Below are 18,637 nucleotides of genomic sequence, written 5' to 3'. Positions count from 1 at the left end.
TTAAAATGAATTATAACCAGAATAAGAAGATTGCTCAAATTACTCCTTACACCCTGATTATAGGGGTGGATATCGCGAAATTCAAGCATGTGGCACGTGCCCAGGATTTCAGGGGAATGGAGTTTGGAACTCCTTGTTATTTTGAAAATACAAAAGAAGGTTTTGAGCATTTTCTTAATTGGATTTCGGAAACGAAGAAAGCACGTAGTATGGAGAAAGTGATTGTCGGTATGGAGCCAACAGGTCATTATTGGTTTAACCTGGCTCATATTTTAAAAGAGAACGAGATTAAGTTTGTAGCTGTAAATCCCTTGCACGTAAAGAAAAGCAAGGAACTTGATGATAATTCTCCAACTAAAAATGATGTAAAAGATGCCAAGGTCATTGCCCAACTGGTCAAGGACGGAAGATACGCCGAACCTACCATACCGCAAGGTGTTTATGCCGAACTCCGTGTGGCAAAGAAAATACGCGATCTTTTAACCGAGGACCTTCAAACGGTCCAGGGCCAGGTACATAATTGGATTGACCGGTATTTTCCGGAATTTCTTAAGGTCTTTAAGAAGTGGGAGGGTAAGGCTGCATTACAATTCTTACGGCTTTATGCTTTACCTAATGAAATAGCAAATTTTACAGAAGATGAATTGCTTATCCATTTAAGGAAATCTGTAAAAAGAAGTGTAGGTGCTAATAAGATTCGGGAGTTAAAACAAGCAGCGAGTCAGTCCATCGGACTTCGCCAAGGCTCTGAGATGGCAAAAATGGAGCTGAAAACTCTTCTGGCTAAATATGATTTGATTCAGAAGGAATTCGAAGAATTGGACGGAAAAGTAGATTCCCTGCTTGATGAAATTCCAGGTGTAGCGCAAATGTTAGCGATCAAGGGTGTTGGAAGAGATACTGTCGCTGGTTTCTTTGCGGAAGTGGGTGACCTAAGTGAGTACTCTCACCCCCGACAAATCATTAAGCTGGCTGGCTTGAGTCTGAAGGAAAATACGTCTGGAAAGCATAAGGGCAAAACAACCATCTCCAAGAGAGGCAGGAAGAAGCTAAGGGCTCTGTTGTTTAGGGTTTGCATGATTCTAGTTGCCAAAAATTCAGCTTTTAAGGCCCTGCATGCTTACTTTACACAACGGCCGGACAACCCGTTAAAGAAGATGCAATCCCTTATCGCTTTGTGTAATAAATTGATTCGTATTTTCTTTAGTATAAGTAAAAAGCAATTTGAATTTAGTGAAGAAAAGATGTTAAAAGATATCCCTCACTTGGCAGGATCAAAGAAGGCAGAACTGGCCGCTTAATTCTGGTTTCGTTTAGATTAGAAATAGTTCTTGGCTTATAGTTTTGGAGACATTTGAAGCACGGATTAGTCGGCAAAGCAACTAAATTACGGGCATGGACCCTGTGGGGCAGCATGGCCGACATCCACCTCATGGAAAGGTTGGACGAAGGAATTTGAGAGCGAAGACTCTGTGAGGCATGGGAGGGTTGACCTCCATGAGATATGTGGACATCTACCAGTGCGGTCATATTCTTACTAATCCACCAATTTCTGTAATAGATTGGTTAGTGGGTTGTAGCTCATTTTTCTCTGTATGTCCAAATATATCCTTTTCAGTGACTATCATCCAATTGAAACCCATTTACCGGCAGGTAAATAGCTATGAAAATCTAAGAAATCAGGAGTAATCGGGTGTGTATGCTTCTTTTATTGAGGGAGTTTAGTTGAATAATCCTCATTAGTTTTTTTCAACAATTGGCCAGATTACTTAATAACTACTTTACAAATATTTGGTTAAGTAAATTCAATAATTTTAGAATATTACTTTCTAAAATTATTGAATTTTTTATTCCTAAAATATAGAATGGATTTAAATGGAATAATGATGGAGGTTACCCATGCACGTACTAAATATTGCAGGAAGACAAAGAGAGTATTACCAAATTCTTCTAGACTATTCTTTACTATGGGAAAGTGCTTTAGGAATAGCAGCAATTACTAACTCTCGACTTTTTGATACGTTAGAGAAGAAAAGTGAATTTGAACGCCAGCTGGAAACGATGCCAAGGGAATTATCATTGGAACTGAAATATGTAGAGAAAAACAATACATGGAAGTGTTTGCTTCAACTATTACACAGTTACCAAATCACTTCACCAGAGGTAAATAAATTTGTTGCATATATTAATGACCTACCTGAGGAAGAACTTAAGTTTATTTGCTTGCCATACATTGGGGATAATGCTCAAGAAATTAGAAAACGTGCTGCTCAAGGAAGCAAAGAATCTTTACATGCATTAAAAGATTTGACAAGTGAAATCAGCTTTTTTCCAACCTACATTGAATTCATTAATCAGGTGAATGTTGCGGAACTCAAAAATCATCTAATAAGCGTTTTTTCAAAATGGTATGAATCGTTTATCCATCCCATTTCAGAAGAATTAAATGCAATCTTAAAAAATGATTTTGAAAATAAGGCTGTTATGCAGAAAAAGATGAATGCTGAAGAATTTGTCGGCTGGGCGACCGGAGGAATTAGTTACGTTCCTGAACCTAGTATTCAGAATGTATTACTTATACCACACCTTACCTATAGACCATGGAATATTGAGTCATATATAGAAGGAACCAAGGTATTTTATTATCCTGTGTCAAATGAGAGCATTAGTCCTGGTGATAGATATCTGCCAAATTATTTTTTAATCCAAAAACATAAAGCACTTGGTGATGAGGTTAGATTAAGAATGATTAAGCTTTTATTTGAGCGAGACTATACGTTACAAGATATCACCGAAAAACTTGAACTAGGAAAATCAACGGCACATCATCATCTAAAGATTCTAAGAGCTGCGACGTTAGTTGAAGTTAAATCTTCTAAATATAGATTAAGAGACGCATCACTAAATTCAATATATAAAGAATTAGAATTATATTTGAACCAATAGGGGTGGGGCTATGAAGAATGTATTAAAAAGCCGTGGGTTTGTAGCATTATGGTTAGGAACAGCTATATCTGAACTAGCAGGAGCCTTTGGAACATTTTGTAATTCAATCTTAATATATGATATGACCGGCTCAAAACTAGCATTGGGAAGTATGTGGCTGCTTTACTTTATTCCTTCAATCATTCTTCAGCTTGTAAGCGGCCCTTTTATCGATAAATGGAGCAGGAAACGAATCATGATATTTTCTCAGTGGACAAGATCAGTGATTTTTTTATTTCTGCTTCTTATATTAGTAAGTGGAAACATTGAGTCCTGGCATATCTATGCAGTACAGATCGTCATTGGATTACTGGCTCCTTTTTATGTACCAGCGAGTCAAGCCATCACCCCCACCATTGTTTTAAAGGAGCAATTAAGCACTGCAAATGCATATATAGACGGCACTTCACGGCTCATGATGTTTTTAGCTCCTGTTTCAGGCGGAATTGTTATTGAATACATCGGAATAAAGCTAACCTTGTTAATTGTTGCCGTTCTGTTAACATTAAGTGGATTTTTTCTATTATGGGTGAAAGAACATCGAACTACAAAAGAAATTCGTTCTACATGGTTAGAGCAATTTAAGGAGGGGATCAGTTATTTCTTTAAAGAACGCAGAATCGTATGGCTGGGTGTTTTTTTAGGTTTTGTTCAATTTGGTGTTGGTGTAACAATGGTTATTAACTTACCTTATATTATAGATATCTTAGATGGCAGCTATAATGACTATGGATTATTTATGGCTGGGTTTCCTTTCGGTTATGTTTTGGGATCATTGTTTGTAGGGAAGGTAAAATACAAGAGCAGAAGAATGATCATGCTAGGAGCTCTAGTTATTGGCGGCTTAACCTATGTCTCCCTAGGAGTAATTATTAACTTATATTTTGCAATACTTGTCGAGGTTATTGCAGGTATTGCCATGGCTTTCTTTAATGTACATAACACGACCATAAACCAGCAAACCGTTCCTAATCATCTGATGGGAAAAGTCTTTTCGGTTCGATTAGTGATTATAAGAGGGGTGATGCCTCTTGGCGTACTTGTTGGGGGAGTGGTTAGTGAACTGTGGGGAATAAGACCATTATTCATACTAATAGGTACTTTAATATCTTCTGCAGCTATCATTGGAATTGTCTTTCCGTATTTTAAATTTATTGATGTTACGGTATCCTCTAGTGAAAAAGTTATGTCCTAAGCTTTTTTAAATTAGGCTTTGCAACGATTTTCAACAAAATGGCGCTTTTCTTTGGTAAGAATCGCGTCATTTTGTTAACGTAAGTTGTGAAGATTTTCACTTAAACTAAACCAGCTAATAGTTTGTCAACATTTTTCAATGAAATAGAATTTTATATTATGGTATGCTAAAAATAAGCATGCCAAATAACCTTCCTAACCTGGATGTTTGGAAGGTTTTGCTTTTATTAGTCCATTTGGGTAGCTAAGCTAGATCTTGGAAAGTCGTTCTGCTTTTCAAAAGGGCATAAATCCATTGTAAAAGCTTATTGGCACAGGCTATTATTGCTACTTTAAAGGGTTTTCCTTCTTCCCGTTTTTTATCATAGAATTCTCTCAACCTTTTATTGCGAGGGATTAGTTCCTCCGTCGTTTTGCTTTTCCTGGAATCCCGAATAGCACACCTAACGGCCATATACAGTGTATGCCTAAGTCGGCTTGAACCTCTTTTGGTAATCCTGTTTACGGTTCCTCTGAATTTACCTGATTCAAAGATACTCGGGTCAATACCAGCGAATGCGACAAGCTTTTTAGGGTGATCAAACCGTTCAATCTCGCCAATTTCGGAAATGATCGTTGCAGCGATCTTTTCTCCGATCCCAGGGATTGATTGGATGATTTTATATTCTTCAATATCTTTTGCCAAGGCATCTATCTCTTCTTCAAATTTGGATAGATGCTTTTGATATTCCAGAAGCATTTTTATATACATTTCCACGCTTAAAATGTGGCTTTGGTAGAGATTTTCCCTAAAGGGATTTTGGCTTGCGGCAGCTAAAAGGGCTATTGCTTTTGTCTTAGCCCACTTGATGGAGCGCCTTGGACATAACTTTTTTATTGTGTTAGTAACTGTCTCTTCGCCTGCTTCTAAGATACTTTGAGATGTTGGAAATTCAAGTAAGGTGAGTAGAGAGACAACAGAATATAAGTCCCCAAACACTCCTCTATATACTGGAAACACCTGATCCAAGACGGCTTGGAATTGCAGTTTTGTTTGCACATAAATCCCCGTAATATTTTCGTGCTGTCTAGTCAGGTTTCGAAGGTTCAAGAGCTGGATACCGCGTTTTTTATAAGGTTCCAAATCCTCTTTGTAATACATCTCGCAGAGATGATTGGCATCAATTATATCTGTCTTTACCTTTCTTAAACTTTGCCCGATATGAGACTAAAGGGTTAACAATAATGATCAAGTATCCTCTTTCTTCAAAATAATGGACTACCGGAGTATGATAGTGACCGGTTGACTCCATGACTAATGGAGGTTTTACCCCAGTTATTCTCTCTACATCTGAGAGAAAGGAATGCAGTTTTTCCAGACCTTCAAGAGTGTGTTTAACTTTAAAGCTTTTTTGATAAGGTTTTTTCTTATCCAGGAAAGCTTGTATCTGGCTTTCACCTTTGGCTACATCCAGTCCAACCACTGGATTCATTGGCTTCTCCTCCTAAATCATATTTGCCGGCACCCCTAATCCCTTCTTGCAGTATCATAGCATCGCTTGTTATACGAGATCAACGTCCCAACCAGCCTCAATCATGTTTCTACAAGTAGGGGGCGAACGGTTTAGTTGACGGGATCAAGTCCCACGGGTGCTTACGTTCTACCCCGGCTACGGTTATCATATATCGATATAAAAAATGATCAACCAGAAATATTTTCATTTCTAGTTGATCTTATAATACGAAAGGGTGCTTTAGTTTAATTAGAACGTATATCAATAACAAACTCGCCAATTTAGAGGCGAGTTTTGCTTGCAAGACAATACCATGTCAAATAAATTAAAGTGTAGTCTTACTTTAACAGCCTTAATTCGTATGCTTTATCAATGAAAGGAATTATTTCCTCCAAATTATCAACCCATTCTAATCGTATATAAGCCTCCCCAGGAGTAAGCTTTGTACCATCTGTATCTTTGTAGTTCCTCTTCAATAATTCATCAATTTCGTGCTGCATAGAGATTGCAGCCTGGGTATGAAGCTTTTTTCCCAGATGTAAAACCAGACATACATGTCTTGCAGCGGTTAAAGACAAAAATTTAAAGGAGCCTTTTTTACTAATATAACCTATACAATCCGTTCGTTCGCCTTGCTTATAGCGATCGTGATAATCCTCAACTTCCTCCCTATATGCACTTTTATTATATAGATATTCATCAACTTCTCTCGCTAACTCTCTTGCTTTAGTAGTCTTAAAGAGATCGAAAAAATAATCTTTTGTTTTCAAAACATCATCCCCCAAAACCTATTACGTATATTCTTAATTATACATATGGAACCAGCCTATCGTTTGAATTTTTAACCTAATGATGTTTTTAGTTTTAAATCATGCTATATCGCCTTCTACATTTGTAAATCCATTCATATTTATATTTATATAAAAATTTTGGGAGGGAAGGGCCGTGACTAAAACCAGACAAGATGCTTGGACAGGGGAAGAGGATGAGCTACTAGCAAATGTAGTACTTTCTAATATTCGAACCGGGGGAACACAATTAAAGGCATTTGAAGAAGTAGGTAAACAACTATCAAGAACCGCTTCTGCCTGTGGCTTTAGGTGGAATGCTTGTGTTAGAAGGCAATATAAAGAGGAGATTTTACAAGCGAAAACCCAAAGGAAAGAGCTAGCTCCAACCCAGGCAGAAAATAATACAAAGACAATAGGACAGATTGTTAGTAAGGAGCAATCACCATCTGGAGATATTATAGAGCTTCAAATACTTATCAATAATATTGAACTATTGTATAAAAAAGCTTTTGAAGAAGTGGAACCACATAACCAAGTTGATAATCTAAAAAAACAAGTTTTATTTTTGAAAGAGGAAAACCAAAAACTATCAGCAGAGAAAGACAAAATCGAAAAAGAATATAACAAGCTAAAAGAAATAATAGAATCTTCTACTAGGTTACTTACCTCGGGAGTCCGCCTTAAATAGAAACTTAACAATATCTTCCCCAGGTGTTGAATATTTCCACTAGGCATGTTTTAATTTAGGTACAACAACTGGATAACCAAAAGGGAAGCCCCCTATCAAACAAGCCGAAATACCTTCGGTTTCTTTGTAGGGGGCTTTTTGTCGTCTATTCGACATTTATCTGGTTAAAAGGCCAAAGTATATTAGAATTACCTGTCTAGTTTTGTTATGATAGAAAATATAGCATCTATAGACATAATAGTGTTAATTCACTATAAAATGGCAAAAAAAAAACCCACCAGAGGCTTTCATTTAATCTCTTCCAGTTTGGCCGCTGAAAGATTAAATGAAATTCAAAAGGCGGGATTTCTCATACTTGATAATTTAATTCATATTTTAACAGTTTGAATTACTTATTTCAAGAAGGAATCTCCGTTCAGAGCCTTACGGGTAAAATGATTTGGAGGTTTTAATTTTGAAAGATGCTCGTCCTAATCTAAAGGGGGAAAATTATCCCCTTATCTATTACCGTCCTGTCAAAGAAGATCTAAAAATTGAAAAATCTAGGTGGTTAATAGACAAAACAGGTCAATTTAAAGAATTTTTTTATCATGACCCTGTAGTTAATAAAATCCTTTTTAATGAAGAGAAGGTTAAAGAATTTAGCTTAGATGGTTATGGTCAAAACATTGAATTCGAAGATCGGAATTTTACAATCATACATAACTACCTTATTCATTTTTGGCAGCACTTTCTTAAAGCAGATGGTTTGGCACTGTTTATCACACTTAAAAGCTATTGTATTGAGAAAGACTATTGCTGGCCAGCATTAAAGACTCTGCAGCTTCAGTGTTCTTTTGGTTCTGTGAATACTGTTAAAAGTAGGTTAAGTCTCTTAGAAAAATACGGATTTGTATTCAGATTTAACTGCATGTCTGCAGATGAGAAGAAAAAAAATATGGATGAAACACCAATTTATAAAGTGAGAAGACGGGTGCCATTTCTTCCGAAGGAATTGTATGAAGAGCTTCCGGAGGAACTAAAGAGAAGGCATGATGACTTTATGGAAAAATATATGTCTGTTTATAGCCCAGACAACCTTGGAAATGTCGTTAATTATGAAGGGATTTATGAGGACTTTATTGAACAGGGTGAAACGTTCCATAAGCCGGTAAAAAAGAGAAATGCTGCGGCACAAAAACATAAACTAGATATCAAAGAATCAATGACAACTGATGACTTGAATCTTACAAAGCAGGTATTGGAATACATACAAGCTAAAATTTCGAAACCATCTTTCGATACCTGGTTTAAAGATTCTTTATTTAAAAACCGTGATTCCGTGATTACACTCTATGCACAAAATAAATTTTCGGCTAGCTGGATTAATGATAGACATATAGATTTAATTACACAGGCGTTGAATGATTTAAATATTAATTTCTTAGATATCAAAATTATTTCTATTGAAGAGTAGAGGGATCATTTCCTCTACTCTTTTTCTATATAAATATATATATTAAAGTCTTTTTAAAGATTTATATTATTCGGCATCATCTTATGATGGGGGGGTGGGTCAGGAAATGACGCCCGGAAAATCCGCCTATCATTTCCTGACGGGCTAGGGTGTCATCTCCTGACAGGCGGTTTTATTAACAAAATAAAGATTTCTTGTGGATAAGTCCGCCCGTCATTTCCTGATAGGCGTAACCCGTCATTTCCTGACGGGTGGGGGTCATTTCGTGATGGGTCCGCCTGTCATCTTATGATGGGTAGGTGTCATTCCTTGATGGGTAGTATTGTGGAATAATTTGAGAATTAGTCACTTATCATTCTTGTCTAAATAGAAAACAAAGGATATAATACCAATATATTCATTTCATTTTTTCATTTTATGGCAATCCTATGAGGATTAGCGGGTATTTTTAATCATTAGCAGCCTTTGCGGTTGATGGATAAATAGCTTTTTTATTGCTATTTTTTCAGAAACTTCAAGGGCTTTTTTGTGTTTTCAAAGCAATTGAAGATGGTCGTATTCAAAGAGAATGGGTTTCCTATTCTCTTTTTTATATATACACACTAAAAGATAGGGGCTGTTGTACATGGCAAATCGTCAAGGTAAGAGCAAGAGATGGAGCAAAGGAGGTCCAAGCGTTGAAGAAAGAGTAAAAGAACTTGTTTCTGTCCTGGATGAAGGTGTAAGAAACTTTGAATATTCTCCAGAAGAATTCAAAGCTCTTTTAGAAATGAAAGCACTGATGCCGAATTACTCTTTTAAAAACATTATGGTTGCTAAAACTCAATTTCCAAATGCCAGCTATATAGCGAGCTTCAAACGTTGGAATGAGTTAGGCCGCAATATCAAACTAGGTTCTAAAGCCATTAGAATCTTCAAGCCGAAATTCATAAAGGTGAAAGATGAACATGGCAATGAAACCGGTGAAACACAGCTAGGTGGTTTCATAACTGTTCCAGTTTTCGCGCTTGAACAGACGGAAGGCGATCCGCTTCCTATTGATAAGGTGATTATAAAGCTTGAAGGCGATTCTGAGGCAGCTAGAGAGATTATTGAATATGCTGAACAGATTGCTGAAGAAGATAATTGTCCAATCACATATGGAGATGCGCAAGGAGCCAATGGTTACTATAGCCGAGCAAACCATGAAATCGTCGTTAGTGACACTTTAAGTGTTAATCATAAATGCAAGACATTAGTACATGAATTGGTGCATTCAAAGGTGCATCGATATGATACTAAGTCTTCTACATCGGAGAAGGAAGTTGTTGCAGAAGGAACAGCCTTTATTGTTTGTTCGTTCTTCGGCTTAGACACATCAGATTATTCCTTCCGATATGTTAACTCATGGAGCAAACATGACCCCGATTCTCTTTTAAATTACGGATCTATGATTTGTGATATTTCAGGACGAATCATAAATGAGTTTAGAACTTTAATGGAAGCGAATAAAGAGGAAAAAAATCTTCAAACAGCTTAGTTTTTTCTGAGAAAGGAAGTGCAGCACCAATGCACCAGGTTTCTTCTTTTCAATTAGAGGAGTACGCCGGCCAGAAGTTTTTCGTGGAGTATGTTGATTCCCTGCCTCTCGGAAGCTTGTTCAGAATCCATATGAGTAATGGTGTAATTCATAATCTGACTACCGGCTGTTATGACTCAATTGAAAAGGCAAGGCAAGAAGTTATTACGGCATTTAAAGAATTTTTAGATGGGAGCATTAATACGGATGATATTCATATTGGAGACTGAGTATGAAGATTTTTCGATAAAAGTCTACTATATCAACGAAGGTGACCACAATGGAAAGTTTAAAGCTCTTGTGAGCCCTCTATCTATCCAAACGACTTTTCAGGATACAGTAGGAGGAGCTATTGATCGTGCACTCTTAAAGATCCACAAACAGCTTAAAGAGTATGTTCATTAAAACTATATAGGGAGGTGTATCCCTGCCTCATTTGAGATAGGGATCGCCAGCTGGCATACCTTATTCAATTTGATGCAGGGAGTCAGCAGCATGGAATTAAATAAAGTGATTGAGACAGATGAAAACCCAAAGATGATTGAAATTTACCTGGAGCAGGCATGGCAAAGTGCTTTTTGTTACGCATTAGCGGTAGAGGAACCAAAGCATGAATGGCAAGGAGCTAAATTACTCATGACCATTATTGCTGGTAATGATTCTACTTTACAGGCTATGAAAGCTGCAGTTGATACCGGGAGTGGTGGTTTGTCCTTTGGGCAAGGGAAGAAAGATTTAACTGACTATAAATTTTCCCAAGAATTCCGTATGTACTCTGATAAAGGGAAGTACTCAAAGTTCCCAATCACCATTAATCAAAACCGAAAAGCGGTCGCAATTGTTCATGATGACCTGCTTGGAAACGGGGATTATATTCTTTCGTTCGATGCAGATCCTGGAGAAGGGCTACGACAAATTTTAGGTGGCGGAAAGTATGGGCTTAACATTCTACCTGAATGGAAAGATATTATTCTAAATGAGTTCTTAAGAAGAGGTTGTATTGAGGAATTCAAATTTTATTATGATTCCGCCCTTTTTCCTGACGGATTTTCCATCTATAAACTGAATTTTAGTGAGGAAACTGGAGAGCAGGAAGCGGATGATATTATTTCTGGAATGATTTCAAGTGGGATGCTGAAGTTTCCTAAGACAGGAACTGGTCAGGCAGTGGAATCCATAGAAGATTTGACACAGTATATGACAACCTTCATGGATGATATGGTCACAAAGGTAAGCAATAAAGTTACTCCGGGCCATGACCCAATGACAGACTCTATACACCCGCAAATCTCAACTTATAAGCGGGAACTTTTTCCTGTCCAGTCTCATGTTACTACCGCGATCGCTAAAGTTTTGAAAAAGCAGAAGGTAGCTTTAATACAAGGTGAAATGAGCACGGGTAAATCAACCATGATGACAGCAATTCCTGATGTAGTTGCTGCTATGTCAAATAAAAAAGGGTATTTTGCTTGTCTAATGTGTCCCCCAAGCCTAACAAAAAAATGGCCGGAGGAAATAAAAGAAATTTTACCTCATGCTGATGTAAGAGTTATTGAACGGACAGAGCAACTCATTGAGTTTCATCGTAAATGGACCAGTCAAGGAAGGCCTAAGCCATTGAAACCAACATTCTTTGTCATTTCCTTTACAACAATGAGGGGCGATTGTGCGATGGTTCCTGCAGTTCGTTTTGATTATAAGAAAACGGTACTTCAAAGTGAGTCAAACTCCTTACCATATCGTTTTGGATACTATTGTCCAAGCTGCGGTAATGCACACCAGGTTATTGAATCTACTGCAGTGGAAACCAATGAGGATGGAGAGGAAGAAGAGGTTCAGAATAAACGGAGGATGGATGAAGATGAATTTGGAACAAGCAGGCGACTTCATAATTCAAAAAATCCAGCCAATGCTTTTTGTTCTGAATGCGGTGAAAGTTTATGGACCAAGAAGGTACCTACTAGATACCAATCAATAAAAGACTGGTTTAAGTACGAAAGGCAGATTGAACATGCTTTAAAGCAGAATCAGCCTTTGGTCCAACAAATTCAGCTCTCTCAACCTGAGATTCCTAAGAAAGTCGGGAATCCAAGGAGAATCGCTTCTATTGAATACATCCGAAGGAAAATGAGATGGTTTTTTGATATTACTATCTGTGATGAAATCCATATGCTGAAATCTGGCATGTCAGCCCAGGGAAATTCACTAGGGAGCCTTGCAGCTGCTTCAAAGAAGCTTATAGGTGGTACAGGAACCCTTTTTGGAGGCAAGGCCGAGGATATCTACTATACACTTTGGCGCTTATTCCCACACCTTATGGTTGAGAACGGATACGCTTTCAATGAAGTTCGGAAGTGGAATGAAGAGTATGGAAACATTGAAACGACTATTTACAATCAGGACGATAAAGGCGAGTACAGCAACAAGCAATCGCGAGGAGGCACCAGGAGAACAGAAAAGGTTCTTCCCGGTATATCACCATTTGTGTTCTCAAAGTTTCTTGTCCAAAACAGTGTGCTTGTCCGCTTAACAGATGTATGGCCAGACCCTGTGGAGTTGATCAATGTTCCTACAATTCTTGTAGATTTAGACGAGGATTTAAAGAAGCATTATAACAACATGGTATCTACATTTGAATCAGCTATCGATGGACGAGATGACGGGCATAAGCTTTATCTTCCATTGACTCAAACAGGCATCGCATATCCAGATAACCCTTTCACCTATCCCCCATTCTCTATCAAAACAGAAGATGGGGACCGAGATTTAATTTGGAGCCCAGATGAATTTCCTAAAGAGCGAATACTTAACAAGGAAAAGAAGCTCCAGGAAATCATTAAGGGTGAGATAGAGGAAGGCAGGAAAAGTATTGTCTATGTTCGAGATACAGGTTCCAGTGTAGAAGGCAGAGATGTAAGGCCGCGTTTACAACACATTCTTGAGCAGGTTGGAGCAAAGGTTTGTATCTTAGACACTTCTACCACGGCCACAAATAAGCGTAGTGAATGGCTAAAAAAGAAGATAGAAAAAGAGGGATACGATGTTTGTATTGTGTCACAGGAGCTTGTACAGGTAGGTCTTGACCTATTATGTACACCTACCCTCATTTTTGTGCGAAACGTTCATCATTGAAAAGATGATGCACTGTCAAACAGAAGTTTCTATATCAATAGCAACACAGAGCTGACAGGAGAACTTTTATTCTGAGAAGTGGAATGACGGAGTAACGTCCTGAAACGCTTCCCCTAAAGCTACGACGTGCATTGAAAGAGGTGTTCATTTCTTTGTACGAGGCTCGTTAAAGTCTGCAGAAGTAAGCCGTAAATTCATTCCTATGAATGAAATACGAAAAGGCGCTGGAGGCAGTGTCCGTTTATGATATGCCGGGGGTCATAAAAAACTAGATATGGCGAGAATGTGTGGGAACACTGACGAACTTGCGAATGTACGGCTCCTGAAGGGACCATATAGAAATTGTATGGCACGCAATAAATGCGTGGTATCTGTGGTTTAGTACGATTGAAGATTAGGAAAAACCATATGTAGTTATAGGCTACATCAAGGATACGGGGTTAAAGCAAGCGCCTAAGTCTAGGTCTGATAGGAATAAAGGAACGTTGGAAGCTATGGAGGTGGAGGGAACACACCCGTCGAAGCATTACAAGGGAATTCATAACCTTGTTTAACCATAGTGAAAGTAGTGGCACGACCGTTGAAGTCCTTGTAATGAGGACGGAGGAACAGCCACAAGTCGTATCTAATTAAATTGAAACCTCACACTTCATGGATTCTTGTAAGACTTAAAAGGTCACAGATCCAGAAAGGAGTGTGATAGACCATGAGATTCAATTTGGAGAACAAAGCAAGGAAAAATGCTAACCTTCGCCATGCAGAGTATTACGATATGCAAAGCGAATTTGATGCACTATACCAAGATAGTAAAGATGGTAAGAGCTTCAAGAATTTAATGAAACTCATAACATCTGATAATAACATCATACTAGCCTATCGGAATATCAAAAGAAACACTGGTAGTCCGACACCTGGCACTGATGGAATCACTATCAAGGATATAGAGAAAATTGAGACTAATGAATTTCTTACAATGGTTAAAAAACGATTTAATTTCTACAACCCAAGAAAGGTAAGAAGAGTAGATATTCCTAAAAGCAACGGTAAAACAAGACCTCTTGGAATACCGTCAATATGGGATAGAATCGCTCAACAGTGTATCTTGCAGGTAATGGAACCAATTTGTGAAGCTAAGTTCAATAGACACAGCTACGGTTTCCGACCATTCCGCTCAACCGAACAAGCCTTTGCTGATGTTTCACATCGGGTCAATAGTAGTAACATGCAATATGTTGTTGATATTGATATAGAAGGATTTTTCGATAACGTGAATCATACAAAGCTGATGCGCCAAATATGGTCACTAGGAATACAAGATAAACAGCTATTGGTCATAATCAGACGGATGCTAAAAGCTCCAATCGTTATGCCCGATGGTAAAATCACTTACCCAACAAAAGGCACTCCGCAAGGTGGGATTCTTTCACCTTTACTAGCGAACATCAACCTGAATGAATTTGATTGGTGGATCGCTAACCAATGGGAAGAAAGAAATCTAAAAGAAATTACGCCGCAATACCGCAAAGATGGCAGAAGAAATCGTAAAAACGAAAATGTGAAGCTGAGGAAATCGACCAACCTTAAAGAAATTTACCTTGTAAGATATGCAGACGACTTTAAGATTTCCTGTCAAACCAGAAAGGAAGCAGTCAAAACATATCATGCAGCTAAATTATGGTTGGAAGAAAGATTGAAACTAACCATTTCAAGCGAAAAATCAAGAATCACCAACCTCAAAAGAGAACCAAGTGAATTCTTAGGTTTCACTTTCCGAATGGCTCAAAAGGGAAAAAGAGCATCAGGCGAAACAAAATTTGTCATTAGCTCTAACGTCTCACCAAAAGCCATAAAACGAATCCATAACCAACTGCGCGACCAAATTAAGAAAATTCAAAAGGCAAACAGAGGATATACAGCCCTAGCTGAAATGAACAAATACAACAGTATGGTAAACGGTATTCACAACTATTACCGATTAGCATCAAATGTTGCAGGTGACTTCGGTACACTAGGGGGTCACATCCTAATAACCTTATATAACAGGTTGGATGGGCTTAGTAAGAAAGGGAAATACGAAGGAAAACATAAAGGTATTCTCGCATATATGGAATCATCCAGTATGAGATACTACCGTAAATATCCCATCCTCCCCATTTCTTATGTACAACACAAAAGTCCAATGAATGCCAAAGTCTCGATTAACAAGTATACAAAAGAAGGTAGATTAGGAATACACAAAAATCAGTCAATCATTCCTGAATGGAAATTAAAGTGGTTGCGAGAGAATCCTGTAGTAAACAAAAGGGTATCCATTGAATTTGCAGATAATAGAATATCCAAATTCATTGCCCAGGGAGGGAAATGTGCCATCACTGGAATCGAATTAGACCTCGAAACCATGCAATGTCACCACATCAACCCCTACCACAAAACAAAGGATGATTCGTATAAAAACCTTACAATCGTAAGCTATGAAGTCCACGCACTAATCCATGCAACCAACCCTGAAATTATTAAGAAATATCAAAAGGCTCTGAAATTGAATGATGAGCAACTAGAAAAGCTTAATAAATTAAGGAAGAAAGCGGGAAATGACACAATCTAAATCCTAATCACCTAATATTTTAGGAAAAACAAACTATCCAAATTAAATTGTTGTGAGGAAAACAGATATTTTATTAGATACGAGGGAACGCCGTATGTGTTGAAAGGCACAAGTACGGTGTGGATCGGGGGAAAAGATGGAGATTACCTCAAAGTCTTACCTATCGATATTACCAATTTAGTTGGAGCTTATTCACGATTAATCAAGCTGCTAGAAGAGCATGGCGGATCGGACAAACGGAAGAGTGTCGTCTTTATTACTTAGCCGTGCGCCCATAAGGTGCATTAATGAATCGGGAATGACACCCCGTAGGAATGAATCCAATTTTCCTATCACCGGTCACTTACTTTTATTGGGAAACTAATAAGGGGACTGTAGCATGTGATTAAAGAGCAAGTCATCTAGTTGTCAAGATGCGACTGAGCTTTGGTGAAATGTTGTAAATGAGGATGAAAGCTAGACTGCTTGAAGAATAGCCTGAGCAGCCCTTATAGAAGGCATAGGCGCAAGACAATTACAAGGAGCGTCTATGGAATGTGACACATGAGGTTAGGCTAGACTCATGCGATGTAGGATTCCACATTCCGGCAAACTCAATCAGAGAGTAAAAGGCGAAAGTTCCATCCGACATTACAACATGTCATGTCATTAATGTAACTAAATGGGGATTACCTAAACGGGAATGCCTTTAGAACGGCTATTGGTTATAGACCTGAATATCCCGCATGGTAACGGAGCCTTCGTAGTAGTCCGAAATAGGGAAAGCCTATTACATGGCGAAGGAAGGCAGTTTACCAGTCCAATAAGAATATGGGGAGGTTCGAGAGGAACCATGAGAAATCCAGAAGTACTATTGGGTAACCTGAAAAAGCATTCGAGTGATGAGAATTATAAGTATCAGCAGTTATACAGGAACCTTTACAATAGGGAACTTTTGCTCTTGGCTTATCAGAATATAAGTGGAAATGCAGGAGCTATGACTCCAGGTATTGACTGTAAGACTGTCAGTGAAATGAGCCTGGAGAGATTAGAACAGCTAATAGCTAGACTTAAAAACTCTTCCTATCAGCCTAATCCTGTCAGACGTACACATATTCCGAAGAAAAATGGTGGAAAAAGACCATTAGGATTGCCGTCAGCAGATGACAAGGTAGTTCAAGAAGCAGTCAGAATGATGCTTGAAGCAATCTATGAAGGAAGCTTTACTGATACATCACATGGATTTAGGCCTAACCTTAGTTGCCACACCGCACTATCTCATCTAAAAGCAAACTTCACTGGTACAAAGTGGTTTGTTGAAGGAGATATAAAGGGGTTCTTTGATAATATTGATCATCACATCTTAGTTAATCTTTTGAGAAAAAGAGTTAGGGACGAGCGTTTCATCGACCTAATCTGGAAGTTCCTTAGAGCAGGGTATGTGGAGGATTGGAAATGGAATAAGACATATAGTGGTGCACCTCAAGGGGGTATCATTAGTCCGATTCTTTCTAACGTCTACCTCAATGAATTAGACAAATTTATGATTAGATTTGCTAACTCATTCAACACAGGTATCGAGAGGAAAAAGTTTCGTCCTTACTTGAATGCTCAGCAGAATGTCCTTAGAAATAAAAAGAAGTTAAGAGAGAAAGCTCACTTGATGAATGATGATGAAAAGATACAAATCAAGGAGAAAATCAGACACTACGAAAATGAATGGCGATCCATGCCTGCTATGGATCCTATGGATTCTAACTACAGAAGAATTCAGTATGTTCGATATGCTGATGATTTTATAGTCGGAGTTATTGGTAGTAAATCGGATGCGGAATCGGTAAAGCAGGAAATAACAAACTTCCTTTATAGCGAGCTAAAACTTGAACTTTCACAAGATAAGACACTTATCACACATAACACCAAAGAAGCAACATTCTTAGGATATGAGATAACCGTCTATCAACCATCAGCTGATAGTAAGAAATACAGCGGACTTATAAAACTAGAAATGCCTAGAGAAAGCTGGGTTAAAAAACTTCAACAATATCAGGCTATCGAAATGACACAAAAAAGATGGAAGTCAACTCACAGGGCATATCTTGTACCCCTTGAAGACATCGAAATAGTAAGCACGTATAATGCTGAAATTCGCGGTCTCTACAATTACTACAAACTTGCAGTAAATGTCGGGTACGAAATGCACAAATTCTACTTCTTCATGAAGTGGAGCTTTCTGAAAACTATGGCTAATAAATATCGTTCAAAGGTCTCTGAGCAACATAGAAAATATCACTGCAATGGTAGACTTATCATTCGCTATGAAACTAAAAAGGGACTAAAAGAGCGAGCATTCTATGATGAAGGGTTCAAACGGAACAAGTCTCTTGTATCCGCTGGAAACTCGAACATCGATAGATTAGCCGATACGTTTAACTTTAATAGTATAAATAGCTTTGGTAGCAGGCTTAAAGCGAAGGTTTGTGAAGCATGTGGGGCGACTAATAAGTCTCTACAAATGCATCACACTAAGCGCCTTAAGGATTTGAAGGGGAAAAATCTCACTCGAATTGAATTTCTGATGATTGCGAGAAACAGAAAAACAGTTGCAGTTTGTGAAGATTGCCATCTTAAATATCATCACGGCAACCACAAACACTAACAAATTCAGGGGTAAATGGAGAGCCGTATACATTGAGAAGTGTACGTACGGTTCGGAGGGGAGTACGGAGAAACCTACTTGCGTAAGCAAATAAGGC

General features: G+C 38.1%; 13 protein-coding genes and 1 pseudogene. 12 read left to right on the top strand and 2 right to left on the bottom strand.

The genetic code is table 11. From position 1 onward, the window contains the following. Positions 1-5 precede the first annotated feature (5 nt). The 3 genes from NSQ49_RS26705 to NSQ49_RS26695 all read left to right on the top strand — a co-directional run bounded on the left by NSQ49_RS26705 (position 6) and on the right by NSQ49_RS26695 (position 4,180). Positions 6-1,301 (top strand): IS110 family transposase, encoded by a 1,296-nt coding sequence (locus NSQ49_RS26705; protein ID WP_341071796.1) that lies wholly within the window; start codon positions 6-8, stop codon positions 1,299-1,301. Positions 1,302-1,899: 598 nt separating this feature from the next. Then, positions 1,900-2,946 (top strand): ArsR/SmtB family transcription factor, encoded by a 1,047-nt coding sequence (locus NSQ49_RS26700; RefSeq protein ID WP_159866671.1) that lies wholly within the window; start codon positions 1,900-1,902, stop codon positions 2,944-2,946. 10 nt (positions 2,947-2,956) lie between these two features. After that, positions 2,957-4,180 (top strand): MFS transporter, encoded by a 1,224-nt coding sequence (locus NSQ49_RS26695; protein WP_159866674.1) that lies wholly within the window; start codon positions 2,957-2,959, stop codon positions 4,178-4,180. A 243-nt stretch (positions 4,181-4,423) separates the two neighbouring features. Here the strand turns inward: NSQ49_RS26695 and NSQ49_RS26690 are convergent. Both NSQ49_RS26690 and NSQ49_RS26685 read right to left on the bottom strand, forming a co-directional pair. Beyond that, positions 4,424-5,651 (bottom strand): annotated as a pseudogene (locus NSQ49_RS26690) (IS110 family transposase). A gap of 359 nt (positions 5,652-6,010) precedes the next feature. Next, positions 6,011-6,442 (bottom strand): hypothetical protein, encoded by a 432-nt coding sequence (locus NSQ49_RS26685; RefSeq protein WP_159866677.1) that lies wholly within the window; start codon positions 6,440-6,442, stop codon positions 6,011-6,013. 175 nt (positions 6,443-6,617) lie between these two features. On the opposite strand from NSQ49_RS26685, the gene NSQ49_RS26680 reads away from it, so the two are divergent. The 9 genes from NSQ49_RS26680 (at position 6,618) to ltrA (NSQ49_RS26640) (ending at position 18,540) form a co-directional block, all read left to right on the top strand. Then, positions 6,618-7,151 (top strand): RsfA family transcriptional regulator, encoded by a 534-nt coding sequence (locus tag NSQ49_RS26680; protein ID WP_159866680.1) that lies wholly within the window; start codon positions 6,618-6,620, stop codon positions 7,149-7,151. Between the two features lie 454 nt (positions 7,152-7,605). After that, positions 7,606-8,607, top strand: a complete 1,002-nt coding sequence (locus NSQ49_RS26675; protein ID WP_236566241.1) for a DnaA N-terminal domain-containing protein — start codon at positions 7,606-7,608, stop codon at positions 8,605-8,607. 625 nt (positions 8,608-9,232) lie between these two features. Continuing rightward, the gene (locus NSQ49_RS26670; RefSeq protein WP_159866686.1) at positions 9,233-10,126 is read left to right on the top strand and encodes an ArdC-like ssDNA-binding domain-containing protein; all 894 of its coding nucleotides are present in this window, start codon (positions 9,233-9,235) and stop codon (positions 10,124-10,126) included. A 29-nt stretch (positions 10,127-10,155) separates the two neighbouring features. Beyond that, positions 10,156-10,395, top strand: a complete 240-nt coding sequence (locus tag NSQ49_RS26665) for a hypothetical protein (protein WP_159866689.1) — start codon at positions 10,156-10,158, stop codon at positions 10,393-10,395. Continuing rightward, on the top strand, positions 10,385-10,570 hold the full coding sequence (locus NSQ49_RS26660; RefSeq protein WP_236566242.1) for a hypothetical protein: 186 nt from the start codon (positions 10,385-10,387) through the stop codon (positions 10,568-10,570). Before NSQ49_RS26665 ends, NSQ49_RS26660 begins: the two co-directional genes overlap by 11 nt. A 90-nt stretch (positions 10,571-10,660) precedes the next feature. Then, complete coding sequence (locus NSQ49_RS26655) at positions 10,661-13,297, top strand: helicase (RefSeq protein WP_341071789.1); 2,637 nt, start codon at positions 10,661-10,663, stop codon at positions 13,295-13,297. A 706-nt stretch (positions 13,298-14,003) separates the two neighbouring features. Further along, positions 14,004-15,902, top strand: coding sequence for a group II intron reverse transcriptase/maturase (gene ltrA, locus NSQ49_RS26650; RefSeq protein WP_251170982.1), 1,899 nt, complete (start codon positions 14,004-14,006; stop codon positions 15,900-15,902). 96 nt (positions 15,903-15,998) lie between these two features. Beyond that, positions 15,999-16,166 (top strand): hypothetical protein, encoded by a 168-nt coding sequence (locus tag NSQ49_RS26645; RefSeq protein ID WP_251170983.1) that lies wholly within the window; start codon positions 15,999-16,001, stop codon positions 16,164-16,166. A gap of 568 nt (positions 16,167-16,734) precedes the next feature. Continuing rightward, positions 16,735-18,540 carry a group II intron reverse transcriptase/maturase gene (ltrA, locus tag NSQ49_RS26640; RefSeq protein WP_159866695.1) on the top strand — a complete coding sequence of 602 codons (1,806 nt, stop codon included), beginning with the start codon at positions 16,735-16,737 and terminating at the stop codon, positions 18,538-18,540. Positions 18,541-18,637: the final 97 nt, after the last annotated feature.

The organism is Cytobacillus sp. FSL R5-0377, assembly GCF_038004385.1.
Classification (GTDB): domain Bacteria; phylum Bacillota; class Bacilli; order Bacillales; family Cytobacillaceae; genus Cytobacillus.
Note: the sequence above shows the minus strand (reverse complement) of the source record. Positions and strands in the feature narration are given on the sequence as shown.